The sequence below is a fragment of the Pontibacter actiniarum genome (assembly GCF_003585765.1).
In the GTDB taxonomy this organism is placed as follows: domain Bacteria; phylum Bacteroidota; class Bacteroidia; order Cytophagales; family Hymenobacteraceae; genus Pontibacter; species Pontibacter actiniarum.
Genome location: NZ_CP021236.1, coordinates 53,308 through 77,300 on the forward strand (window position 1 = coordinate 53,308; position 23,993 = coordinate 77,300).

A 23,993-nucleotide genomic window follows, 5' to 3' on the forward strand; every position below is an offset into this window, starting at 1 on the left:
CAGCTGTTTTCTCAAAGTACCTGTGGCTTGGTGAAGCTCAATCCTCCTCCCTCCTACTTCTACCTTCTTGATTGCTCTTAAGCAACAGATCTAAAAAGAATAAAAAGTAAACTTACCAATTACTTTTAGTAACAATTTGTATATGTTACGTATATATTTGTAAGCATCATTTCTTAGATATTTGGCTTAAGGTAAGCCATCAGGATTCTTTAATTACAGGATAATGCAAATAGAAGATAAGAGCCCTAAGTTTGAACTAGGCAAGCGTATGCTTGAAAAGCAACAGCTGGCTTCCCTTACTGAGCTGTTTGATATCGTACCGTATACTCCCGTGGCCAAAGCACTAGGCATAAACAACCAGCGACTTCGAAACAAGATTGACGATCCCCGCTCCTTTCGTGTAAGCGAATTGCTGGACCTGGCGGTACTACTGGATGTAGATGCGATCAAGCTCTTTGCCTTACTTCACGAAACTATCAAGAAATCGGTACCTGCTGAAGGATAACTAAATGATAGCTTCACAAAGCACAAGATGCTAAGCTTTTATTGCCTACTTTTCTATTAATCAACTTCTAGCTTGTTCTCCTATGAATCTATATGAGTTCAATAGTATTCTTTCACTTAATGACAGGGCACAGGCGGTATGGGATGAGGGGCAGTTTCTTTCAAACCGCCTTGATGGAGAGTACAAGGTATGCCTCTACTACATGGGTGATTTTTTTGCAGAGGTTTGGATAAGTTCATGTAATAGCGATAGTAGTATTTGCCATGTGCGGGCTTTTAAGAGCCGAAGGCTTCTGGAACCTTACCTCTCCCCTATTGACCTGTCTACCCTTTTCTGACTCTTTCTGCTTTTCGTCTCAAACCATTACTTGGCTATTAAGCTGCTTGCCTTTAATTGACAAATATTACTAGCCGTAAATATTAATTATTATTTAATATGTGTTAGATGTTATATGATAATTATTGCTTATTAATTTTTAAATAACATGTAATAGTTAATAAGTATTTTGCCGCTGGATTTAGCACTTGGCGCTTTTTCTTGTAGTGAGTAGTTATGATCCATGCTCCCCTGTTTCTCTCCGGCTTACCCAATGCTCCATCTTTGGAATCCTATCCCTTCCTAGCCCCTTCTCCTTGTATTATTTGCCTGGAATTCTTTCTTTTGGTGTATGGTGGGCTTTGTATTGCAAGATGTGTTTTGAGTCCCTCAAAACCTCTTGCCTTGCTTTCAGCGTAGCTATCAGCAAGGGGGAAATCCACTCGCAACTCGTGTCTTTTATTGAGCAAAGAATGTATGGAAGATATTAAGAAAGCAAAGGGAGGGCGTCCAAAACTATCGCCTGAATTAAAGAGAGCCAGGCAAGTAAAGCTGACCTTTTCCGATAGCGAATACAGGCGACTGGAGGCTGAGATGACGGCTGCAGGGCATGAATCATTGTCTGTTTACCTGCGGAAGAAGGCGCTGGCGCAGCCTGACGATTTTATTGCTAATCCTAAAGAGTTAATCGCGGTGTTGGATAGGCTCGGCCCAGAGATCAGCAGGGTCGGTAACAATATCAATCAGGTAGCCAGGTATGTCAATTACCTGAAGGCAAACAATATGATAAACATGCAGTTTCTTGCCGATTTTAACAGACACATGATAGAGTTTAGTATCATAGAAAAAGAATTGGTCAAGGCGCTTCGCTCTTTTCTTCGGATTGCTGCTGCAAGGTTCAAGAAGTTTAAATAATATTTATTATTTAATAAGTAAGAATTAATAAGCAAGAATTAATAAGTAAGAATTAATAAGTAAGAATTAATAAGTAAGAATTAATAAGTAAGAATTAATAAGTAAGAATTAATAAGTAAGAATTAATAAGTAAGAATTAATAAGTAAGAATTAATAAGTAAGAATTAATAAGTAAGAATTAATAAGTAAGAATTAATAAGTAAGAATTAATAAGTAAGAATTAATAAGTAAGAATTAATAAGTCTTAACTGTTAAATATTAAGCTTTATGTTATAAATAAAAAACAATAACTATTAACTAAAATGTAATAGTTTAAAATTGTTAAATAATATATAGTAGCTTTTATGCAAAAGTTATTATTTGTTATATTTTTGAAGCGTTAATGAGTGGGCTATGATCGTGAAAATCCTTTCTGCCGCTGCCGGGTTCAATGGCGTTGTTTACAATGAAGAGAAAAGAGCACAGGGTGCAGCTCAGCTGCTCAAGGCTGAGAACTTCGGTTTCTTGAACCTGGCTGCGGGAAGCCTGAAGCAGGAGGATTACATCAGGTACATGACGTTGGTGGCAAACACAAACGAGTCAGTGCTAAAGTCCCAGTTCCATGCCATTATTTCCTGTAAGGGAAGGGAGAAGAGTGCGGAGGAACTCCTGGAAATCGCGGAGGAATACCTCCAGCGCATGGGGTACCATGACAACCCCTACCTTATCTACTTTCATTCAGATACTGCGCACAACCATGTACACATGGTGTCTACCAGGGTAAGCAAAGAGGGGAAGAAGGTAAACGACAAGTATGAAAACGTAAGGTCTCAGAAAGTGATGCAGGAGATTCTGATGCAGGATGTGGCATACGAGGTAAAAGCATACTTGAGGAAAACGCTGGCATATGGATTTTCCTCTGAAGCTCAGTTTAAGTTACTGCTCGAAAGGGAAGGCGTGAAGGTCACGGAGAAGGAGGGGCAGTACCAGTTCATTAAGTACGGTTCAATGGTGCATGCCTTTGCAAGGAAAGAAGTTGCTGACAGGATAGCAAAGTATAAAGCACCAAATGCGCGTGTAGGGCAGCTGAAAGCCATATTCCGCAAGTATAAACGAGGCCTAACGGTGGAGCAGTTCTCCGGGCTATTAAAGGAAAAGTTCGGGATAGAGCTGGTGGTGCACCAGGCAAAGGGGAAGAGCACTCCCTATGGCTACACGATTCTCGACCATGCCAGCAAACAGGTGCTAAAGGGTTCCCAGGTGATGAAGCTCGATGAGCTGCTTTCCAGTGTTAACAGAGAAGATAAGATACAGGCTGGACGGGAGCTCATAGCCAAGCTTTCTGCAGACAGGGGGCTGTGCTACACCGGCTTCAAGAGACAGCTGGAGGCAACTGGGCTCCTGATCAACAAAAAGGGAGAGATCCGCATCAAGGGAGATGAAGAAGGCAGCATCCCTGTTCTGATGCTTGATAAGGCCCGTGTCAGGGAGCTGCTTTACCAGGAAAGGCTGCAGGAGGCACGGCAGTACACCGTGGCGAGCGATAAGGATATAAAGCTGCTTTCCAGGCTGTTTTTTGTAAAGCAGTCGGATCTGTCGGTTGCGAAGGCTTCTGACCCTCTGGAGAAGGAGGTGGTGGCCGCCAAGCTGCACAGCGGCCTTGCCAGCGGCAGGCCGCTGCAGGAAATTCTGGACAGTTGCGGCTGGAGCATCGCCCAAGCAGACGGAAAGCATTTCCTGATTGATTATCAGCAGAAACGGGTGTATGCCTGGGCAGACCTGACAAAAGAGAAGCCTGACTTGCATGCTGTGCAGGTTGCTGAGTTTGATAAGGGTAGCGATATGGCGAGAGAAGAGAGGCTGCAGGACGCATGGGGCCAGTATTCCGGGACCATCGGTCAACTGGCGGCTTCCATGCTTTACCTTATGGAATCAAACCTCGAACCTGATCAGAGCGAGAATAGGAAGAGAAAAAATCAACGAAAACGATAATACACATAGACAATTAATACATGAAAATTGTAGTAGCAAACCAAAAAGGAGGGGTGGGCAAGTCTACCACCTGTATACTGCTGGCTAACTATCTGGCCTTAGAGAAAAAGGATAATGTGATCATCCTGGATATGGACTTTCAGGACTCCATCTACTCCAGATGGGAGAAGGAGAAGGAGCTGTATGCCAATGACCCACTGTACGAGGTTATCAAGATGGAGGTAGAGGAGTACCCGAAATACAAGGTGCATATTGATAGTCTGCAAGGGGGGCATGTTATTATGGACATGCCTGGCAGGCTGGACACGAACGAGCTCATTGCTGTATACCAGGACGCTGAAGTAATCGTCTGTCCGTTTGCCTATGAAAAGATGACTTTTGAGTCCACCATGTTCTTTGTTCAGGTGGCCAAGCATGTTAACCCGCAGGTAAAGATCGTGTTCCTGCCAAACCGCCTGAAGTCTTCCGTGAACTATGAATTGAAAGCTGCAGTGGATGAGCAGCTGGCGCAGTTCGGCACTGTCGCTCCGGCGCTGCCAGACCGGGTAGGATTTCAGCGCATAGATACCGTATCTATCTCTTCGGATATCCGAGGGGTGCTTGATAATTCTTTTGGGTATATATATAATGAGTATTTAGAGACAATATAGAAGATTCTTTAAATAAAATTTATATTAATATTCAATAAATGAAACATTTTAATTAAATAACGTATATTATTCATGGCTACAGCAGGTAACAAGGAGTTTGACATCAAGAGTTTTAAGCAAAGCATAGGACAGGCTCCCCAGCAGAAAAACGCAGAAGAGAAAGCTGCACAACCAGTTCCTGAGAAAAAAGAGGAGGATGCGGCGCCAGCAGTTTCAGAATCGGGCAAAAAAGGTGAAAAGCCTAAGGCTTCTTCTACCACTACAGCAGGCAAAAGGCAGGAGGCGCCTTCCTCGAAAAAGACGGCGGCAAAGGCTTCGGTTAAGGCAGCGTCAGGTTTGAGCTTTGAACAACTGCTTGCTGAGCTCGATAGTGCGAAGGATGAGTTTACCTTTACCTCCAAAACAGTCTATGTGGACGTGCATATACATGAAGTGCTAGACCTGCTGAAGAAAAAAGGAGGGATCAAAATCAATGTGCTGGCAAGCTACCTGTTTGCCAAATTTATTGAAGAGCATAAAGAGGAGATTCAAAGGCTCCGTGATAGAACGGATAACAAGTTTTTGAACTAAGCTGAATCTATAACATTAGGTAAAAAAGTATATAAATAAATAATCTAATCTTAAAATATACGTATAAGTATAAAACCGTATTTCATATCGATTATATATTTAAAGTAGGAATGTCTAGTTTGTAAATCGATGTTTTAACTTAAATTATATAGCTATGTCTTGGGGCGTTTTCTTTGCTACGGTAGCAGTACTCTATGTGCTTTATTATGCAGGTAACCTGTTGTTTGACCTGTACCTTCGAAATGCAAAAGGCGTAGCCGCAGATATGGTGGCGCAGTACAGTGTTTCAGATTTAGTAGACACTACAGAGACACCCCAAGACATTGTGGACGAGGATTACCTAGAGGAAGAATTCGAGGAGGATTATGAGGACTACGAGCAGGAGGAGTTACCCTTGGATAGCGGTTCCCAAGAATATCCTGTTGCAGCCGATGGGCACGCCTTTGCGCATCAGACGGCCTCTGAGAATAGTGTCGCCATGCCCGTGATAGGGCAGGGTATACCCCTAGAGGAGTTCCTTCAGAACGCCAGGCGACTTTCAAACGCAATACCTTTTTCTTCATAAATTTTTAACTCAATGACAGAGATTATGAAAAAGTTACTTGCTATGCTCGTATTGGTAGTCCTCGCTGTCCCATCTTCCTTTGCTCAAGGGGCCGGAGGCATTGATGCCGGAGCCTCTGAACTCCAAACTTACATTGACCCTGTAGGCAACCTAATCCTGGTCATCGGAGCTATTGTTGGCCTGATTGGGGGAGTTAGGGTGTACATCAAGTGGAACTCCGGGGACCAGGACACACAAAAGGCTGTCATGGGGTGGATGGGGTCCTGCGTATTCCTGATGGTGGTGGGGGTAGTAATCAAAGCCTTCTTCGGCTTGTAAGCCGTGGCTCCCGAAGATAACAGAGGATTTAATGTCTACAAGGGGCTGCAAAAACCCCTTGTATTTAAATCCTTGAAAGGTAGATATATCTACTGGGGCCTGGCCTCCGTTCTAACTGGCTTCTTTGCGGCAGTTGTCTTATCTGTTTCGCTCAACTTCTTTTCAGGTCTGGTAGCCTTGGTGATCGTGACTTTCGGTGGTATGGGGTTTACGGCTATGCAGCAGAAGAAAGGGTTGCATCATAAAACGAAGTCCAAAGGGGTATACATCATGCCCGCACAATGGAGGCGTTCTGCACGAAGATAGGAGTCTGGCCCTGGCAGCACAACTTTAACGTCATCACTTTTCTCAGCCATGAAAAAGCAGCGGTTTGGTCTGCCATACATTGGCATAGACCGTCATGCCCATGATATTCTATATCATGAGCGCGGAGATTATTCGGTTATCATCAAAGTACAAAATCCTGCCCTGCAGTACTGTGCAGACGTGGAGGCTTACCATCTCTTCCACCAGACCTTTGCCAACATTGTTAAAATTCTAGGCGCAGGCTATACCCTTCAGAAAACGGACATACTAGCCAGGAAGTGCTATGTGCCGAAGCAAATGGATGATCTCCTGAGTCAGAAATTTCAGGAGACATTTGCAGGAAGAGAGTACCTAGACGTCTCTACATACCTGACTATAACAAGGGGCGTGCGGCGCTCCAGCTTCTTTACATATGACGAGAAAGACTTCAAAGCATTCCAGCGGAACGTTGCCAAAGTGCTGGACATACTGGAGAGCAGGTCTTTCAAGCCCTATGCTCTGAAAGAGACCGAGGTGAAGCAATTTATTTCCCGCATTCTTGCCTTCAACTTTTCCGATGAGGTTTATGCGCTCAATAACCTCCTTGCCTCAGAGGAAGGCCTGCAAGTTGGTGGCAGCGTTATCCGATGTATCTCGCTTGTGGACATAGATGAGATCAACTTTCCATCCAATCTTAAGCCAAACACAGCGCTTCACATAGGGTACAGCCTCCCGGTAGACCTGATGCATTTTCTGCACCAGGTGCCTGGTTGTGACTGCCTGGTGTACAACCAGGTGATCCAGATTCCTGACCAGCGCCATGAACTGGCCAGGCTACAGGCCAAAAGAAAAAAGCACCTCTCCATGCCTGACCCGGCCAATGATTTAAGTGTGCAGGATATTGATCAGGTGATGGCCGATATCGCCAAGGATAACCAGCTGCTTGTGTACGGGCATTACAGCGTGCTGCTTTCAGCCAGAGAAAAGGAGATATACCGTGCCGTTAACTATCTGGAAAGCGCTTTGTTTTCCATTGGTATTATTCCCTCCCGAAACGCATATAACCAACTCGAACTATTCCGGTGTGCCTTGCCCGGCAATAGTTCGGAGCTTAAAGTATATGATAAATTTTTGACTACTTCAGACGCGGCCTTATGTCTGCTTTTTAAAGAACGTTTGCTGCAAAGTGAGTCATCCAGCTTTCAGGTATACTTCACGGACCGGCAGGGGATTCCTATCACGATTGACACGAGTGATGCGCCCATCTTCTCAGGCCGGATGAATAACCGTAACAAGTTCGTGTTGGGGCCTTCGGGAGCAGGGAAGTCATTTTTCATGAACCACCTGATCCGGCAGTATGCCCTGCAGCACACAGATGTTATTTTGGTGGATACCGGACACAGTTACTCCGGCCTGTGTGCCTACTACAGGGGCCGTTACATTACCTACTCCGAGGAGCAGCCTATCACCATGAACCCCTTCCGGATCTCTGCTGCCGAATTCAACGAGGAGAAGCGGGAGTTTCTCAAGTCATTGGTGGGCCTGCTCTGGAAAGGTGCCGAGGGCACTGTCAGCCAAATCGAGGACAGCGTCCTCTCTTCCGTTATCACTTCCTATTACCAATACTACTTTGAAAACGGCTTGGAGAGCAGCTACCTTTCCTTCCAGTCTTTCTATGACTTCTCCATCAGAAAGATCGACGAGATTACGCAAAAAGAGTCTATTAACTTTGACCTGACCAGTTATCGCTTTATCCTCAAGAAGTTCTGCAAAGGAGAGGCGTATGGCCAGATCCTGAACAACGAGATAGATACCACCCTGTTCGATGAGCCCTTTATTGTTTTCGAAATAGATGCCATCAAGGAGCATAAGGTACTTTTCCCGATCACCACCCTGATCATCATGGATGTGTTCCTTCAGAAGATGCGCCACAAGAAGAACCGTAAGGCGCTCATCATCGAGGAGGCTTGGAAGGCCATTGCCTCTCCGCTGATGGCCGGCTATATCCTCTACGTCTATAAAACGGTCCGTAAGTTCTGGGGAGAGGCCGTGGTCGTGACACAGGAGCTGGATGATATCATCGGCAATGTTGTGGTTAAGAACTCCATCATCAACAACTCCGATACCATCTGCCTGTTGGACCAGACCAAGTTCAAGGACAATTTCGACGAGATCGCCACGCTGCTCTCCCTCAATGAGGTGGAGCGCAAGAAGATTTTCACCATCAACAGCCTCGACAACAAAGAGGGGCGGGGCCGCTTCAAGGAAGTCTACATCAAGCGAGGGGCCATTGGTGAGGTATACGGGGTGGAGGTATCACTGGAAGAGTACCTGACCTTTACCACCGAGCGCCAGGAAAAAGAGGCCATGCAAGTATACCTGAGCAAGTATGGGGATTTCAGGGAAGCCTTGGAAAAGTTTGTCACAGACTTCAGGGCCTCGGGGCTCAAGCTAAATGAATTTGTTCAACTGATTTTGCAACGCAGCTATGAAAAAGTACCTCTACACGCTTAGCTTTCTGGGCCTGATAACAGGACATGTACTAGCCCAGCAGGTTGTTTTTGACCCAGCGGTCGTCTCCACACTTGTTGTGAACCATACGGCCCAGCAGGCGGCCTTAAACGACATTAAGGAAAATGAAGGAAAGATTGCGGCCCTGCAGACTACTATTAGCCTGAAGATGACGCAGATCAAGGAGCTGGAGGAAAAAATGTACAACTCTCTCAAATCCGTGCAATCCATTATCGGGCAGAGTAAAAACATTATCTATGCCTCCCAAATTGCCGCAGACATAGGCCATTACCAAAACCAAATGATGGAACTGGCGCGCGGTGATAACGAACTGCTCCTGATCGCTGCCAAGACAGAGCTGGAGCTGCTCAACCGTACATCCGATCTGTTTACCTATATCTACCAAGTTGCTGTCATCGGCACAGATGTGAACCTGATGAACAATGCCGACAGGCTCACCCTTATCCGCCATGTGGTGGACGAGCTGCGGGTGATGCGGGGCCTGGCCTATTCCATTACCCGAAAGATGCGCGTGGCCAAGTACGCGGGGCTTTTGAAGACCATGAATCCGATGGGACTTGCCTACCCTGACAACAGCCAGGCGATCATCCGTTCCCTGATGGATGAGTACAAGGCAATCAAAAAGTAAATTATCTCTATTGCTATGAAGACGTTATGTGTACCTGCTTTGTGCCTGGCCCTGCTTCCTGTACTCTTTACAGATGCCCTGGGGCAGGGCGTGCAGCCAGTTAACAGTAAAAACACAAGGTATCAGCTGGAGCGGGAGGTTATTACTCGTTGGGGAAAGTTCAACCCGAAATGGTACTTTATTCTTTTCCATAACAAGTACCGCAAAGGACCTGACAGGCGTAACATGCTGCAGCTTGCGCCTACCATGGCTTTGCTAAGCCAGAACAGGGTGAAGGCGGAGGCGCAGGAGGAAGCAGTAAGCCAAGTATATGAGCAGGAGATGTTCAAGTTTGCCGACAGGTCCCTGAATAAAGGATACCACCTGTTGTATAAAAAGAAGATTGATGAACTCAACACTGCCCTATTGGGGATGAATGCTGAGGCGGTGCAGGCCGGGGTGCAGGCAGATTATATTTTGGCCATCCATACCGAGCGGGACAGAATCAACGCCGATATTAAGATTATCCTGGACTCTTACCTGGACGATGCCAAAAAAGGGGAGCAGCTGCGGGTATACATCGGGGAGCTTACAGCATTGAGGAATGATTTCAGGCGGCTCATCTCTCTCTTTAAAACGAGCCAGAACTTAACCGACTGATGCCATGCGTGAATTGATAGATAAAGCCATATTTGACCTGTTCGACGGGCTCTTTCTCAATATACAGGAGCTGGTCAGCGTGTTCCTCTACGATGCGCAGGCGCTTTGCGCCATCAGCATGCTGCTGTACTTTGGCTTGGAGGCTTACAAAATGATGGCCGGGGATGAAACGCTTCGCATCATGCCCTTGCTGCGCCCTTTCGCCTTAACACTGGTGATTGTTTTCTGGCCAGGATTTATTGACGCTGTGAACCTGCCGCTGCAGCTGGTCAACGATCAGGCAAAAGGCATGTACGGCGCACAGGTAGACCAGGTGGAGGATTTGCACCGGGAACGCCTCGCGCTGGTGGACAGTGTGGCCCGGAAACTCTCTGAGAGCAGCGCCGAGTTTGAGCGGATTGAGAGCGAGGCGAGTGACGCGAGCTGGTACGAAACCATGGGGATTGACCTGCAACCCCTGTTTAACAAAATGAAAGGCTATTACCTGATGCTGATGGCCAAGCTACACTTTACGGCGATGATGGTGGTAGAGTGGGTTGTGATCAGCATCTTTCAGGTATGCTCCTACATTATCTATTTCCTGCAGATCATCTTTGCAGGCATCCTGGTGATCCTGGGCCCCTTCTCCTTTGCCCTTAGCGTGCTGCCGGGCTTTCGGGATTCTTACCTGGCCTGGATTGCCCGCTATATCTCCGTGGGGCTGTACTCGGGGCTGGGCTATATCATTATGTCCATCTCCTTTGTGTTGGTCAAGTATGGCTTGATGAAGGAAATAGACATCCTGAAGGCGGTACTGGGCAACGAAGAGATGTTTATTGCCTACGTTTCTTTCCCCTCGGGCGGCATCAGTTTCTACATCGTCTCCTTGATTGTGGGAGGATTGGCCATGCTGACCATTCCCATTATTTCCACCTGGATCGTGCACACCACGGGCGTAGGTAATGCCATTGGTACGATGGCAGGAGGAGCGGCGAAGGCGGCAGGAGGAATTCTAAAATAAACTGAAAAGCGCTTGCTATGATAAATAACCTCGAAAAGAAAATGAAGCTGGCCTTTGCGGTGAGTATCGGCAGCTTTATCTCCTCCATCATTATAGTAGGTACGGTTTGCACCTTTGCCTTTCGTTATGCCGAGGAGCAGCGGAAGAAGATTTATGTGATCGACCACTCGGTGCCGCTATTGGTGGAGCAGACCGAGCTGGGGGTAAACCGGACGGTAGAGTACAAGTCGCACGTGAATATGTTTCACCTGCTCTTCTTCACGCTACCTCCAGATGATGCCTACATCAGGAATAACATCTCCAAGGCCATGTACCTGATCGATGAGTCCGGGCTGGCACAATACAACAACCTGAAGGAGAAGGGCTATTACAACCAGATTCTGGCTAGTTCTGCGGTTTTGACGATCAAAACCGACAGCGTTAAAGTGGACGAAAACAGGCACTTTACCTACTACGCCACGCAACGCATCGAGCGGGAGACCTCTGTGATGAAAAGACTTCTTGTCACAGAGGGGGACCTCGAGGAAGTGCCGCGCACAGAGAACAACCCCCATGGACTTTTGATAAAGAACTGGAAAACGGTCCTAAACAAGGACTTGGAGTATGTCGAAAAGAAATCCTTTTAACGGTATCATAAAGCAAAGGCTTTCATCTCTCAAGGAAAGTGTCAGGGACTACTGTGCCTCGAATCCTAAAGCAGTGGTGCTGGCCATGCTGGTTTTACTGTCTGTGGCTGTCATGGGGCTATTAGTCGTCCGGCACCTGCACCAGGGGACCTATGCAGTGTCGGCTGGCACGCTGTACAGGCAACTTGGTACTTCTGGCAACAAGATGAATACAGGCAGGTCAAATACCGCAGATATGCTTGAACTGATAAAGCTCTATAACGCGGCCAGGCAGTTAAATCCTGACAGCCTGCGTGCCAAAGACAGTGTTTTCCTGAAAGATATTGATCAGCGTTTAAACCGAATCATCCATGAAGAGAATTAACTTTCGGCATCCCAGGTATGCCATCCCTCTCATCATACTGCCTTTCCTTGTCCTGCTTAATTACCTGTGGCTGGACATGACACCGGCGGCCACCGCAACACAAACGAAAGTAGAACTCAACGAGACAACAGCCCTTAATACCTCCCTTCCGGATGCCAACCTGAGAAAGCGGGACATGAAGGATAAGTTCTCGGCTTTTCAGGATGAGTTTAAGTATAAAACCGACTACTCGGCCATGCAGGAAATCGGACAGGATAGGGTAGACCCCAAGGACATTGCCTATGGCAGCGTGTACACGGAGGAGGAGCGGCGGATGCTCGACAGTCTCAATAACCGTATCCTATCGGATCAGCAGCCGGAGGGATTTATGGAGCGGGTAAGCCAGCGGCAGCGCCTCAGCCCAGAGCGCTATGCACCGGCCACTGCCTCTGTGCCTGGACGGTCAACCCGCCCTATGCGGAAAGTTGAATCGGCATATGAAAATGAAATGCGGCTGTTTCGGGAGCAGATGATGTTTATTGACAGCCTGAGCCGGGTAGGAGAGGACCCTGTGCCCTCGCGCAGGGATGCGCAGCCGAAAGCCCATGCGCCGGCTTCCGAGAAGCAAGAGCCGACACCGTTGCCCGTAACCAAATACAGAAATACGAACAAAGCCTTTTTCAACACCATTACAGCCGACGGTGAGGAGCAGTTTATCAGAGCTATCCTGGACGAAGGGTTGAAGGTGATGCAAGGCGGCAGGATCAGGATTCGCTTGCTGGATGACATCTATGTGCGGGACTACGAAATAAAGAAAGGCAGCTACCTCTACGGCACTGTTTCCGGTTTTAGTGCCCAACGAATTGAGATAGCCATCCGCTCTATACTCTACGGCAACCAAATCATCCCGGTAGACCTGAGTATCTACGACAACGACGGTTTGGCTGGGCTGTATGTCCCAGATTCACAGTTCCGGGACTTTACAAAAGAGCTTGCCGGGAATGTGAGCAGTGGTCAGACACTGACTTTTGAGGATTCACCTGACAATGCCAGCCAAATGCTTTATTCTATGCTGGAAAGGGTTTCTCAGACCACCACCCGCGCCGCAGGCAAAGCCATTCGGAAGAACAAAGCTAAGTTGAAATACAACACCATTGTTTATTTGATAGATAGTAAAGCCCCATAATATGAAAAAGCTACTGCTTCTATATGTGTTGTTTGCCCTGCTGTTTTCAGCCTCGGCACAGGATTCTCTTCAGGTAGTGCACGTGCATGAAAGCATCTCCACGCATATTGTGAGCCCTGAGCCAATACAGTATGTAGATATCTCCACAGATGATGTAGCCGGGGACATACCTGTTGCCAATATCCTTCGGGTCAAACCCAAGCACGGTGGCGCAAAACCGGGTATTATCACCATCGTTGGAGAGCGCTTCCTTGTACAATATAAGCTAGCCTACAGCCGAGCGGATCGGGCAGATACGGAGGTGCGTATAGACCCTACCCAGGTAGATGATTACCTGAACCCAGCTGTGGCCATGAGCCGGGAGGACATGGCACGGTTTGCGCTGCTGGCTCTCCAGCGAAAACCCCAGTTCAATAGTGTGAATTCGAAAGGGCAGGGGATGCTGGCAAAGCTGAACAACATCTATACTGTCGGAGACTATTTTTTTATTGATCTATCCCTTAGAAACGACACCAACATTCCCTATACAATCGATCAGATACGATTTAAAATAGAGGATAAAAAGGTTGTCAAGGCCACTAACTTTCAACAGGTAGAGATGCAGCCGACTTTTCAGCTTTATGACACAGGCAGCTTCAAGCGCAAGTACCGGAATGTGTTCGTGTTCAAGAAATTCACTTTCCCGGAGGAAAAGGTGTTCAATATTGAGGTGGCCGAGGAGCAGATTTCTGGGCGCACCATCTCCCTTAAAATTGACTATTCCGACATCCTTCATGCAGACACCTTATGAGAAAGACGTTACTCCTTTCCTTACTGCTCTTAGTTATGCTGCCGTGCCGAGCGCAAGAGGGCTACACCCACCTGAACCTAGCAGGCGGCTGGATGTACAAGGATGCCTTAACTGCTAACCTTGCCCTGGAGTTCAGCAAACGCCACTATAATTCCTATGAACTGTTCGCGGATGCCTATAAGAGCAACGTGGACGACAGCAAAAACTGGTTAGTGGGGGTTGCTTACAAACCCATGCTTACCCGTTCCAGAAACACGTTTCTCAAGCTGCGCCTGGGAGCGGGCATTGGCTCTAACACCGAGCACTTCATAGGAGCCCTGCAGGCAGGCCTGGAGCTGGGCTATGTGCTGCCAGGAAATTTGGTGCTGATGCTCCAACAGAAAAACGAGGGTGTACTCCGGGTAAACCACAACTTCAGAGCTGGTTTGCTGGCGGGCATCAAAATTCCATTGTGAGCAGGATTTGGCTAGTCGACGGGAATTTCCACAGGAAAGAAAGTTTGCTAAGACTTTCCCTCACATCTATCTGATAGTATTGGATAACCTTTGTAAGTAACGATATGGAAGAATCCAGCGAAATCAAAAAACTTTACTCCTTCCTGCAGGGGCTTATCTATTTCACTATTGTGGTAGAGATAGCTGTTTTCCTCTTTATGGATTCGGGCAGTATGTATCAGCTGCAGCCTGTACTGCGCAAGGTAAAGGGCATGGCTATTTATGAACACATCTACTTCTCCAAAGCTTTCACCTTCGGTATGATTCTGATCGTGAGCATTGGCACAAAGGCCAGGAAGAACCTGGACCTCGACCCGCTCCGGCATATCTTCCTTCCCTTGCTCATCGGCTGCGCCTTTTTCTTTGGCTCGGGTTTCTTTTATTTCTTTGAAAGCAGCCGTATTCTTTTCTGGGAGGTGTCCCTGTCTGATGCGGCTTACATCCTGCTCTCCTTCCTGGGTGCGATGATGATTCATATAGCCTTGGATAATATCTCCAAGCATATACAGCACCGATTGATGAAGGACAAATTTAACGTGGAAAATGAATCCTTTGAGCAGTCCAGTAAACCGGTGCATACGCCTTACTCGGTGAATATCCCAATGCTTTACTATTACCAAAAGCGGATACAGCGCGGGTGGCTCAATGTGGTAAATCCCTTTCGGGCAACACTGCTGATCGGTACGCCCGGATCTGGAAAGTCTTTCTCGGTGGTGTTGCCTTTTATCAAGCAGCTTCTGGGGAAAGGCTTCTCTATGATGGTCTACGACTTTAAGTTTCCAGACCTGGCCAGAACGACTTATTATCATTACCTGGTCAATAGAAAGAGAGGGGTATTGAAAAACCATAGGTTTCATGTGATCAATTTTAACAGCGTAGAGCACAGCAGGAGGTTTAACCCCTTGAAGCCGGAGTACTTGCCTACCCTGGCCGATGCCACCGAAACGGCTGAGGCGCTGCTGGAGGCGCTGCGGAAAGGAGACAGGGACTCTGGGACTGCGCAATTCTTCAACCAGTCAGCCGTTAATTTCCTGGCCAGCTGCATCTACTTTCTGAGCCGCCACGAAGGGGGGCTGTATTCTTCTTTTCCGCATGTACTTTCCTTCATTAACCTTAGCTATGATCAGATTTTCGAGGTGCTCTTTTCCGAACCTGAGCTGGAGAGTCTGCTTTCGCCTTTTGCCACAGCCTATAAGAACAGAGCCTTTGAGCAGCTGGAAGGGCAGATTGGTACCTTAAAGATTAATATTGGCCGACTGGCCACAAAAGAAACATTCTGGGTATTATCAGGAGACGACTTCAATTTAAAGATAACGGACCCGGAAAACCCTTCTGTTTTGGTGATTGCAAATGACCCGGCCACCCAGAGTATTAACAGCGCCTGCAATGCGCTTATCCTCAACCGCATGACACGCCTGATCAATACAAAGGGGAACTTGCCCTGTGGGCTGATTGTGGATGAGTCTCCTACGCTTTACATACACCGGGTGGAGAACCTGATCGCTACCGCCAGGAGCAACAAGATAGCTGTGCTGCTGGGCCTGCAGGAACTACCGCAGTTGCGGCAGCAGTATGGCAGGGAAACAGCCGACACCATTTGCTCCGTAGCGGCCAATGTACTCTCGGGCTCTGCCCGTAATAAAGAGACGCTTGACTGGCTGGAGAAACTATTTGGTAGGGTGAGGCAGCTAAAGGAGGGGCTCAGTGTGGACCGTAACCGTACCTCCGTCAACATGAACGAGGAACTGGGACCGCTTATTCCGGCATCAAAAATTGCCAATTTGCAGGCCGGTGAACTGGTAGGCCAGGTAGCTTCCGATAGCGAGGCGTATAGCGGGAAATATGTTGCCGGTACCTACCATTGTAAAATTAATCTCAACCTTGATAACATACAACTGGAAGAAAAGCAGTATCTTGACCTGCCAAAATTTTATAACTTTGGTACCCCCGACCAAAAAGACCAAATCCTGAGAGCGAACTACAATAAAATTAGAAATGAGGTTAAGACTTTAATCACAGCGTTACAGGTATGAGCGTAAGCATACAGGAGTTAGGCCAAAGGCTAAAGCTGCTGCGAAAGCAGCTTGATTTATCGCAGGAGAGCCTGGCAGAGTCCATGGGGGTGAACCAGAACCAGATATCCCGGCTGGAGAACGGGGTGGGAGGGACGATCGAATTGCTTTTACTTCTGTTCAGCTTCTACAGCAATCACTTTCACGTGGACCTTCTTTTTTCCGACAACTTCGACATCCTGGAGAAGCACGAAAAGCTATCCAACAGCCACAGCCTCAACAGCATTGCCGTTGAAAAGCTGAAGCTCGTCCAAAGTGAATTTTCCACGCAAATTGAGGAGGTGATACGGTTGTTGGATGTTCCATAATTCTGCATTTTCTTTCCGAAGCCAACTTTGTAATACCATTTAGTATACCTGAAAGGTTAATAAAAAAGGATCGAACATCATAATAGCTTGACTGTCATGTCAATACGTGTTTAAAGGATTGCCAAGAATTAAAGTGCTTTAATAATGTGAATTCTGAAATCAATCAACATTTGAACGATAGCTGCACATAGGTTTGCCTACCAAATCGAAGTAAAAGCTCTTCCAGTTTTACCGGGAGGCGCCTCGAGAGGCTCCGGTGACGAGTGATTGCGAGGCACGAGGGCAGGAAGCGAAAGCAGCGCCGAGTGGGAAAATGAGGCCTCTAAGCCTAGGAGAGCTCTAGAGCCAGCTATGCAAGAGAGTAAGAGAATTAAACGAATATAGCACGGCTGCCATTTCTACATTTCAACATCGATGAAGAAGCTGAGTTTGTGAAATAAAACAAATTCCTGTTGGCTGTAAGATTTGTGGCACTGCTCCTATGTCACAGCTCCTTACACATCTGTTCAAAATAGAAGGTCTGCTATTGAAGTTTAAAGTTTCCAAAAAGTAGTAGCCATATAGATATAGGTCTGGTTTAGACACTTCCCATACCTTCAGCTCTTTCTCTTAGCTAGTATGTAATCTTTAAAATATTGATAATTTCAGTCATAGGTCAGTTGAGGCAAGGTAGGTGGTGATTATGTAGGAGGTACGTTGGTAATCTTAATATTTGCAGGAGCATAATCAGTAACAAAGTAGTCGTAAACGTCGTTGTGATTGCTGAATTGAAAATTATCTTCTTAACACGTCTTGGATATGCAATAGCATTGCACGTAATTATTGATTATCTTTGTCTCACATGAGGTCTCTACTCTACATACTGATCCTGCTTTTGCTGACACTTTCCCTGAAACCGTGCCTGGACAGGGCAAATGCGGCTCCAGGTGAAGCACAAGCAGTGGCTACAGCTGATAGACACCAGGACCATCAGGATGACTTTGCAGACGGGTGTTCCCCATTCTGCGCCTGTCACTGCTGCCATTCTCATTTTCAGCCACAAAGTACGGATGTATCCGAATACGCTGATTTGCAGGAGGTGCCTCAAGAGGTTGATCTGTACAAGAGTAGTTTTGTCTCCTCCCTTTCCTATTCCATCTGGCAACCGCCGAAGGTAGCCTAACCCCTTTCCCCTTCCTTTTTTGTGGACAGACCCGTACATAGCCGGCCTCGGCGTGTATGTGCCTTTCTGTTCCTACCTACTCCATTCAAAACAAGAACCAGACGAGAGCAGTTTTAAAAAACTTTTTGTCTATCGGGAATTGAAGAAAAACAACAGAAGAAAAACCAGTAGTAAAAAGAAATCCAAAAGGAGAAAACGGCAGTACCATTGGCGGGGACGGCAGTCCAAGTGGCAGAAGCGGTTAAAAATAGCCGTGCTGATACTTGTCACCCTTCTGGGCATTTTAGCCGTCCTAGCCAAGGCGTACCATTTCTTCGCTATTCACACAAAATAACCCAACATGATAAACAGTATCATCGCTTTTTCCATTCGGAACAAGCTCATTATTGGCCTCATGATCGTCGCCTGGATCGGTGCGGGCGTCTGGGCCATGTCCACCGTTAATCTGGGTTCCGTTCCAGATATCACCAACAATCAGGTACAAGTCATCACAACATCGGAGAACCTTTCCACAGAGGACATCGAACAGTTTGTGACCTATCCAGTCGAGCTGACCATGGCGAACCTTCCGGGGGTGGAGGAGATTCGCTCCATTTCCCGCTTTGGCCTTTCCGTAGTGACCGTTGTGTTCGATGAGGGCATGGGCACATACCTGCCCCGGCAGTTGGTGCAGGAAAAGCTCAGCGAAGTAGAGATCCCTGAGCAGTTCGGGGAGCCCTCCATGGGTCCCATCAGTACTGGACTAGGGGAGATATACCAGTATGTTTTGGAGCCACAGCCGGGGTATGACAGCGTGTACACGCCCACAGAACTACGTACCATACAAGACTGGATCGTGGCACGGCAGATGGCGCTAGTGCCAGGTGTGGTGGAGGTAAATGCCTTTGGCGGAAACATCAAGCAGTACGAAGTCGCGCTGGACCCCGGCAAGCTTAACTCCATGAACGTGTCGATTTCTGAGGTATTCGAGGCGCTGGAGAAAAATAACGTCAACACCGGGGGCGCCTATATCGAGCGGAACAGCATGGCCAACTTCATCCGGGGAGAAGGCCTGGTTCGCTCGCTGGATGACATCCGCAACATCGTTGTCCGGAACGAGAATGGCACACCAATTTTGATCAGAGACGTGGCGGATGCCGTGCAGTTCGGCAGCCAGGTACGCTACGGGGCCTTTACTCAGGACGGAAGGGAGGCTGTGGGCGGTATGGTGCTCATGCTCCGCGGCGAGAGCCCGGACAAAGTCATCAATGCAGTGAAGGAGCGTATGGCAGAAGTACAAAAGTCGCTGCCGGAGGGGCTGGTGATTAAGCCTTTTATTGACCAAAGCAATCTGATAGCGCGTACCACCAGCACCGTTTCCAAAAATCTTACCGAGGGGGCGCTGATTGTCGTGTTCGTGCTCGTGCTGTTGCTGGGTAGCCTACGGGGCGGCCTTATTACCGCTTCGGTGATTCCGCTGGCTTTGCTGTTTGCCTTCATCCTGATGCGCATCTTCAATGTATCGGCCAACCTGATGAGCCTAGGCGCCATCGACTTCGGGATAATTGTGGACGGGGCTGTGATTATTGTAGAAGGCACTGTGCACATGATAGAAAAGAGAATGAAGGAAGGGAAGGGGAACTTTGGGCAGCAGATGGATGAGATTGCCTACGAGTCGAGTAGCACGATGATGAACTCCGCATTTTTCGGGCAGATCATTATCCTGATCGTGTTCGCCCCTATCCTTTTCCTGACTGGGGTGGAGGGCAAGATGTTCCAGCCGATGGCCTATACCTTCGGCTTTGCCGTGCTGGGGTCCATTATTCTGTGTCTAACGTATGTACCTGTGGTGTCGGCTTTATTTCTCAAGCCATCTCACGGCAAGAAGAACTTGCTCAGCAAATTTGAAAACAAAGTGGAACATGTTAGCAATAGGCTAATGGGTGGGGTAAACAAAGGCTATCTGCCTTTGCTGCGCAAGTCCCTTAACCACAAAGTTGTGGTGCTGATGTCTGCAGTGGTTTTATTGGTAGGTGCAGTCCTTACCTTCTCCCGTATGGGCGGTGAGTTTATCCCAAGTCTGGATGAGGGCGACATTGCCATGCAGGCGCTGCTGCGCCCGGGATCCTCTCTTTCTGAGAGCATTGAGCAGTCCAAGAAGATAGAAAAGATCGTTTTGGAGAACTTCCCGGAGGTGAAGACGATGGTGGCCCGCATCGGGGTGTCGGCCATTCCTACTGACCCGATGCCGATGGATATCCTGGACTCCTTCATTATCCTGGAAAAGGACATGGACAAGTGGGAAAGCGCGGATTCAAAAGAAGAACTGATCGGGAAGATCAAAGAAAAGCTGTCGGTGCTGCCGGGCATCAACTTTGTGTTCAGCCAGCCGGTGGAGCTGCGCTTTAATGAATTGATCAGCGGCGTGCGGGAGGATGTGGCCGTGAAACTTTACGGGGAGGACCTGAACGTACTGGCTTCTAAAGGTCAGCAGATGGCGCAAATTATCCAGACCGTGCCGGGCGTGGGTGATGTGAACCTGGAGGCTATATCCGGGCTGCCGCAGATGACGGTTCGTTTTGACCGGGGGAAAATAGCCCAGTATGGGCTGGACATCGAAAAGCTCAACAACTATATCAGCGCCGCCTTTGCAGGTGGGGTAGCCGGGGTGGTCTTTGAAGGGGAGAGACGCTTTGATATTGCCGTTCGCCTCTCGGAGGTGAACAGGCGCAGCATCGAGGACCTCAGAAACCTATACATCGACTTACCTAACGGGGAGCAGGTGCCCCTGCAGCAGGTGGCTGACATCAGTTATCAGCCGGGCCCCATGCAGATATCCCGCGACAATACTTCCCGAAGAATAAACGTGGGGGTAAATGTGCGTGGCCGTGACGTGGAGAGCATGGTGAATGAAATACAACAAAAGCTGGATGCGCAGCTGAACCTGCCGCCCGGCTACTATGTAACCTACGGCGGGTCTTTTGAAAACCTGCAGCGGGCCAAAGCGCGCCTGCAGGTGGTGGTGCCTATCGCACTGGCCTTAATATTTATCTTGCTGTATTTTGCCTTAAAGTCGCTTTCCCAGTCCATCATGATCTACATGGCGGTGCCGCTGGCAGCCATCGGCGGGATATTTGCCTTGGCCCTTAGAGGGATGCCTTTCAGTATCTCTGCTGGGGTAGGGTTTATCGTGCTCTTCGGGGTAGCTGTACTGAATGGGTTGGTCCTGGTCAGCCGGTTCAACAGCTTAAAAGAAGAAGGTATTACGGACCTGAAGCAACGTATCTTTATCGGTACAGAAGAACGGCTGCGACCTATCCTGCTGACGGCCACGGCCGCCATCATGGGCTTTATCCCGATGGCCTTTTCTGCCTCCGCTGGGGCTGAAGTGCAGCGGCCGTTGGCAACAGTCGTGATCGGCGGTTTGATTACCGCGACGTTCCTCACGCTCGTGGTGGTGCCTATTCTGTACTTCTTTGTTGAGTCTAAGGTTGGAAAAAGCGGAGGCAAAGGGAATATGGCCATGGCCCCCTCACTCGTTATACCTTTGGTAATCGGTGCCGGGTTGTTCTTTTCTCCGGCCGCAGCCACGGCACAGGATAAAAAAGCGCTTCCGGACAACATGCCGGCTATCTCCATGGAGGAGGCCGTGCAGCGGGCGGTGGCCAATTACCCCTCCGTTACAGCGGCCAGACTTGGCATAGAAAACCAGCAGGCGCTGAAAAGCACGGCCTGGAACTTGGGGAGTACCCAGGTCTTCACAGGAAAAGAAGAGGTAGGAAATGAGAGCCAGGGTGTTCAGAACCGTATCGGTATTCAGCAGCAGAATATAGAGGTATTCAGTATCGCGCCTAGGCTCAATCTGCAGCAAAAGCAGGTTAACCTGGCCCAGTCGGCGCTGAATCTGACCTCGCTGGAGGTAGCGCGTGAGGTGCGTATAGCCTGGAGCAACACCTACGCGGCCAGAAGCCAGTACCTGCTTTACCAGCGACTGGACTCTATTTTTTCAGAGTTCACCAGAGCTGCAAAGGTACGTTACGAAACAGAGGCCATTTCCCACTTGGAGTATCTGGCAGCGACAAACCAGGCCCGGCAGATAACGGTACAGCAGGAGCAGGCCTTCCGTAACTATCAGGCGGCCCTGCGCCAACTGAATCAGTGGCTGGTAAACGACACGCCCTTAACTGCGGCACTGACAGAGCCTGAGCAGTTGACAGCCCCTCTACCAGGTATAGCAGACACCCTGAGCCAGCACCCATTGCTGGACTATTCCCGCCAGCAGGTGGAGGTGGCCCAGGCCCGCCTGCGAGTGGCCAAAGCGGCTTACTTGCCGAGCCTGAGCGGGCAGTACGCTGACCAGAAGATAGCGGGCCAGTCAGGGTTCTACAGTTACCAAATAGGGATAAACTTCCCGCTACTCCCTTTTGCGGAGCGTGGCCGGGCCCAGTCAGCCAAGATAGAGCGTGAAATCGCAGAGCAGAACCTGCGCCGTACGCAGCTGGAGCTGCAGGCTGGCTACGGCAGTCTGCTGGAGGAGTACCGCAAATGGCTTAACTCCTGGCAATACTACCAGCAGGAGGCCTTGCCTTTGGCCGTAGAGCAGCGCAACGGGGCCATCATTGCTTACCGCGAAGGAGCCATCGACTACATTGGTTTTCTGCAAATCATTCGGGATGCCATACAGGTGGAGTTCAATGCCCAGGAGGCGCTTGGGAACTACCTGGATACGAAGGCGCGCCTGATTTATTTTCTTCAATCTTCCAATCAATAAAATAACTAAAGACGATGCATATCAAATCTAAAATAAACGTGCTGCTATTCGTGCTGCTATCAATTTTCGGTGCCTGTGGCTCTCCGGAAGAGCCGGTGGCGGAGCAGGAAACCCAAGGCGAGGAAGCTGAAGGACATGCAGAGGAGGAAGGTACTGTGCGCATGTCTCCTCAGCAAATGGAGTCTATTGGCCTTCAGCTGGGGACGCTTCAGAGCAGAAATTTGTCCGGTAACATAAAAGTAACAGGAGAGCTGGAGGTACCGCCTCAGAGTGAGGCTAACGTAAGTGCGACGGTTGGGGGGAACGTGCAGGAAATTAAAGTTATTGAAGGTGACAAGGTGCGGAAAGGGCAGACGCTTGCTTTGCTGGCACACCCCGAGTTGGTGCAGATGCAGGTAGACCTGCAGGAGGCAGCCAGCAGGCTACAGTACCTGGAGCAGGAGTATCAGCGTCAGCAGCGGCTGTATGAGCAGAAGGTGGGCTCTGGGCGGGACCTGCAGGAGGCCACGTCGAATTATAGCACCAGTAAGGCCCAGGTGGAAGGCCTCAAGTCCAGGCTTCGCATCCTGGGGCTCAACACAGGCAGCATCCTCTCAGGCAAGATATTCCAGTCAGTTCCAGTCGTTTCACCCATCAGTGGTTATGTGCAGAAGGTAAATATTACCAACGGGCAGTATGTATCGCCCCAGGAGCAGATGTTTTCCGTGGTGGATCGGTCACAGCTTCATGCAGACTTTATGGTGTTTGAGAAAGACGTTTCAAAGGTTAAGGTAGGACAAAAAGTAATATTTAGTGTTGCCAACGCGGCAGGTAGGGAGTATACGGCTACCATATATAATATGAGCCCCGCCTTTGAGAAAGATGTCAGAGCCGTGCATTTGCATGCTGACATAGAAGGTAGTACGGAAAACCTCATACCTGGTATGTACATTGAGGGCCGTATAGCAACGGATACCACAACAGCGCTAGCCCTTCCAGAGACAGCCGTTGTGCAGGAGGGAGAGCAGTCCTTCATCTTTGTGAAGACAGGAGAAGCAGATGCCGAGGCCCATGCTGATGAAGAAAATCATGCAGAGGAAGAAGCACCAGCTACAGGAGAACAAACAGCTGGAAAGGTTTGGGTGTTTAAGCAGGTTCCTGTTGTAACAGGAGCCAGTAGTAACGGATGGATAGAGGTAAAGCTGCTGCAGCCCCTTCCTGATAATGCACAGATAGCCTACACCGGTGCTTACAACCTTATTTCTGAAATGAATAAAGGGGCCACGGAACACGGCCATTAAAGATTAAGTGATGAGCATGGCCGCGCACATGTGTGCGGCCATGTCTTTGGCAGGCGATTGCCTGGAAAAGGTTCGGAGAATAGAAATGA

General features: G+C 48.6%; 22 protein-coding genes. All 22 read left to right on the top strand.

The window, feature by feature from the left end; genetic code table 11:
* Window positions 1-223: 223 nt before the first annotated feature.
* The 22 genes from CA264_RS20995 (at window position 224) to CA264_RS21110 (ending at window position 23,904) form a co-directional block, all read left to right on the top strand.
* Window positions 224-505, top strand: a complete 282-nt coding sequence (locus CA264_RS20995; protein WP_025603958.1) for a hypothetical protein — start codon at window positions 224-226, stop codon at window positions 503-505.
* 792 nt (window positions 506-1,297) lie between these two features.
* The gene (locus tag CA264_RS21005) at window positions 1,298-1,735 is read left to right on the top strand and encodes a plasmid mobilization protein (RefSeq protein WP_025603960.1); all 438 of its coding nucleotides are present in this window, start codon (window positions 1,298-1,300) and stop codon (window positions 1,733-1,735) included.
* A 393-nt stretch (window positions 1,736-2,128) separates the two neighbouring features.
* Window positions 2,129-3,706, top strand: coding sequence for a relaxase/mobilization nuclease domain-containing protein (locus CA264_RS21010; RefSeq protein WP_025603774.1), 1,578 nt, complete (start codon window positions 2,129-2,131; stop codon window positions 3,704-3,706).
* 20 nt (window positions 3,707-3,726) lie between these two features.
* The gene (locus tag CA264_RS21015; RefSeq protein WP_025603775.1) at window positions 3,727-4,356 is read left to right on the top strand and encodes a ParA family protein; all 630 of its coding nucleotides are present in this window, start codon (window positions 3,727-3,729) and stop codon (window positions 4,354-4,356) included.
* A 72-nt stretch (window positions 4,357-4,428) separates the two neighbouring features.
* Window positions 4,429-4,926 carry a hypothetical protein gene (locus CA264_RS21020; protein WP_025603776.1) on the top strand — a complete coding sequence of 166 codons (498 nt, stop codon included), beginning with the start codon at window positions 4,429-4,431 and terminating at the stop codon, window positions 4,924-4,926.
* 154 nt (window positions 4,927-5,080) lie between these two features.
* Window positions 5,081-5,491 carry a hypothetical protein gene (locus tag CA264_RS21025; RefSeq protein ID WP_025603777.1) on the top strand — a complete coding sequence of 137 codons (411 nt, stop codon included), beginning with the start codon at window positions 5,081-5,083 and terminating at the stop codon, window positions 5,489-5,491.
* 24 nt (window positions 5,492-5,515) lie between these two features.
* Window positions 5,516-5,809 (top strand): DUF4134 domain-containing protein, encoded by a 294-nt coding sequence (locus tag CA264_RS21030; protein ID WP_025603778.1) that lies wholly within the window; start codon window positions 5,516-5,518, stop codon window positions 5,807-5,809.
* 3 nt (window positions 5,810-5,812) lie between these two features.
* Window positions 5,813-6,115: a hypothetical protein gene (locus CA264_RS21035; protein WP_018480020.1), complete on the top strand. Its 303-nt coding sequence runs from the start codon at window positions 5,813-5,815 to the stop codon at window positions 6,113-6,115.
* Between the two features lie 48 nt (window positions 6,116-6,163).
* The gene (locus CA264_RS21040; protein ID WP_025603779.1) at window positions 6,164-8,608 is read left to right on the top strand and encodes a TraG family conjugative transposon ATPase; all 2,445 of its coding nucleotides are present in this window, start codon (window positions 6,164-6,166) and stop codon (window positions 8,606-8,608) included.
* Window positions 8,583-9,254, top strand: coding sequence for a hypothetical protein (locus tag CA264_RS21045; RefSeq protein ID WP_025603780.1), 672 nt, complete (start codon window positions 8,583-8,585; stop codon window positions 9,252-9,254). Before CA264_RS21040 ends, CA264_RS21045 begins: the two co-directional genes overlap by 26 nt.
* A gap of 15 nt (window positions 9,255-9,269) precedes the next feature.
* A complete protein-coding gene (locus tag CA264_RS21050; RefSeq protein WP_157593595.1) occupies window positions 9,270-9,893 on the top strand; it encodes a hypothetical protein in 624 nt (207 codons plus the stop codon).
* A 4-nt stretch (window positions 9,894-9,897) separates the two neighbouring features.
* Complete coding sequence (locus tag CA264_RS21055; protein ID WP_025603782.1) at window positions 9,898-10,893, top strand: TraJ family protein; 996 nt, start codon at window positions 9,898-9,900, stop codon at window positions 10,891-10,893.
* Between the two features lie 17 nt (window positions 10,894-10,910).
* On the top strand, window positions 10,911-11,519 hold the full coding sequence (gene traK, locus CA264_RS21060; protein WP_025603783.1) for a conjugative transposon protein TraK: 609 nt from the start codon (window positions 10,911-10,913) through the stop codon (window positions 11,517-11,519).
* Window positions 11,497-11,883, top strand: coding sequence for a hypothetical protein (locus tag CA264_RS21065; RefSeq protein WP_025603784.1), 387 nt, complete (start codon window positions 11,497-11,499; stop codon window positions 11,881-11,883). The genes traK and CA264_RS21065 overlap by 23 nt, the downstream gene beginning before the upstream one ends.
* Window positions 11,870-13,048 carry a conjugative transposon protein TraM gene (gene traM / locus CA264_RS21070; RefSeq protein WP_025603785.1) on the top strand — a complete coding sequence of 393 codons (1,179 nt, stop codon included), beginning with the start codon at window positions 11,870-11,872 and terminating at the stop codon, window positions 13,046-13,048. Before CA264_RS21065 ends, traM begins: the two co-directional genes overlap by 14 nt.
* Before the next feature lies 1 nt (window position 13,049).
* A complete protein-coding gene (gene traN, locus CA264_RS21075; protein ID WP_025603786.1) occupies window positions 13,050-13,838 on the top strand; it encodes a conjugative transposon protein TraN in 789 nt (262 codons plus the stop codon).
* Window positions 13,835-14,293 (top strand): hypothetical protein, encoded by a 459-nt coding sequence (locus CA264_RS21080; protein ID WP_157593596.1) that lies wholly within the window; start codon window positions 13,835-13,837, stop codon window positions 14,291-14,293. Before traN ends, CA264_RS21080 begins: the two co-directional genes overlap by 4 nt.
* A 104-nt stretch (window positions 14,294-14,397) precedes the next feature.
* The gene (locus CA264_RS21085) at window positions 14,398-16,365 is read left to right on the top strand and encodes a type IV secretory system conjugative DNA transfer family protein (protein WP_025603788.1); all 1,968 of its coding nucleotides are present in this window, start codon (window positions 14,398-14,400) and stop codon (window positions 16,363-16,365) included.
* The gene (locus CA264_RS21090; protein ID WP_025603789.1) at window positions 16,362-16,712 is read left to right on the top strand and encodes a helix-turn-helix domain-containing protein; all 351 of its coding nucleotides are present in this window, start codon (window positions 16,362-16,364) and stop codon (window positions 16,710-16,712) included. Before CA264_RS21085 ends, CA264_RS21090 begins: the two co-directional genes overlap by 4 nt.
* A gap of 841 nt (window positions 16,713-17,553) precedes the next feature.
* Window positions 17,554-17,874: a DUF6660 family protein gene (locus CA264_RS22530; protein WP_340411374.1), complete on the top strand. Its 321-nt coding sequence runs from the start codon at window positions 17,554-17,556 to the stop codon at window positions 17,872-17,874.
* Between the two features lie 340 nt (window positions 17,875-18,214).
* Entirely contained in the window at window positions 18,215-22,624 is a 4,410-nt protein-coding gene (locus tag CA264_RS21105) for a CusA/CzcA family heavy metal efflux RND transporter (RefSeq protein WP_025603792.1), read from the top strand.
* Between the two features lie 14 nt (window positions 22,625-22,638).
* The gene (locus CA264_RS21110) at window positions 22,639-23,904 is read left to right on the top strand and encodes an efflux RND transporter periplasmic adaptor subunit (protein ID WP_051364246.1); all 1,266 of its coding nucleotides are present in this window, start codon (window positions 22,639-22,641) and stop codon (window positions 23,902-23,904) included.
* The last annotated feature ends 89 nt before the right edge of the window (window positions 23,905-23,993 follow it).

Coding starts and splice junctions, on each gene's coding strand:
- CA264_RS20995 (WP_025603958.1), top strand. CDS start 224: ATGCAAATAGAAGATAAGAGCCCTAAGTTTGAACTAGGCAAGCGTATG.
- CA264_RS21005 (WP_025603960.1), top strand. CDS start 1,298: ATGGAAGATATTAAGAAAGCAAAGGGAGGGCGTCCAAAACTATCGCCT.
- CA264_RS21010 (WP_025603774.1), top strand. CDS start 2,129: ATGATCGTGAAAATCCTTTCTGCCGCTGCCGGGTTCAATGGCGTTGTT.
- CA264_RS21015 (WP_025603775.1), top strand. CDS start 3,727: ATGAAAATTGTAGTAGCAAACCAAAAAGGAGGGGTGGGCAAGTCTACC.
- CA264_RS21020 (WP_025603776.1), top strand. CDS start 4,429: ATGGCTACAGCAGGTAACAAGGAGTTTGACATCAAGAGTTTTAAGCAA.
- CA264_RS21025 (WP_025603777.1), top strand. CDS start 5,081: ATGTCTTGGGGCGTTTTCTTTGCTACGGTAGCAGTACTCTATGTGCTT.
- CA264_RS21030 (WP_025603778.1), top strand. CDS start 5,516: ATGAAAAAGTTACTTGCTATGCTCGTATTGGTAGTCCTCGCTGTCCCA.
- CA264_RS21040 (WP_025603779.1), top strand. CDS start 6,164: ATGAAAAAGCAGCGGTTTGGTCTGCCATACATTGGCATAGACCGTCAT.
- CA264_RS21045 (WP_025603780.1), top strand. CDS start 8,583: ATGAAAAAGTACCTCTACACGCTTAGCTTTCTGGGCCTGATAACAGGA.
- CA264_RS21050 (WP_157593595.1), top strand. CDS start 9,270: ATGAAGACGTTATGTGTACCTGCTTTGTGCCTGGCCCTGCTTCCTGTA.
- CA264_RS21055 (WP_025603782.1), top strand. CDS start 9,898: ATGCGTGAATTGATAGATAAAGCCATATTTGACCTGTTCGACGGGCTC.
- traK (WP_025603783.1), top strand. CDS start 10,911: ATGATAAATAACCTCGAAAAGAAAATGAAGCTGGCCTTTGCGGTGAGT.
- CA264_RS21065 (WP_025603784.1), top strand. CDS start 11,497: ATGTCGAAAAGAAATCCTTTTAACGGTATCATAAAGCAAAGGCTTTCA.
- traM (WP_025603785.1), top strand. CDS start 11,870: ATGAAGAGAATTAACTTTCGGCATCCCAGGTATGCCATCCCTCTCATC.
- traN (WP_025603786.1), top strand. CDS start 13,050: ATGAAAAAGCTACTGCTTCTATATGTGTTGTTTGCCCTGCTGTTTTCA.
- CA264_RS21080 (WP_157593596.1), top strand. CDS start 13,835: ATGAGAAAGACGTTACTCCTTTCCTTACTGCTCTTAGTTATGCTGCCG.
- CA264_RS21085 (WP_025603788.1), top strand. CDS start 14,398: ATGGAAGAATCCAGCGAAATCAAAAAACTTTACTCCTTCCTGCAGGGG.
- CA264_RS21090 (WP_025603789.1), top strand. CDS start 16,362: ATGAGCGTAAGCATACAGGAGTTAGGCCAAAGGCTAAAGCTGCTGCGA.
- CA264_RS22530 (WP_340411374.1), top strand. CDS start 17,554: ATGAGGTCTCTACTCTACATACTGATCCTGCTTTTGCTGACACTTTCC.
- CA264_RS21105 (WP_025603792.1), top strand. CDS start 18,215: ATGATAAACAGTATCATCGCTTTTTCCATTCGGAACAAGCTCATTATT.
- CA264_RS21110 (WP_051364246.1), top strand. CDS start 22,639: ATGCATATCAAATCTAAAATAAACGTGCTGCTATTCGTGCTGCTATCA.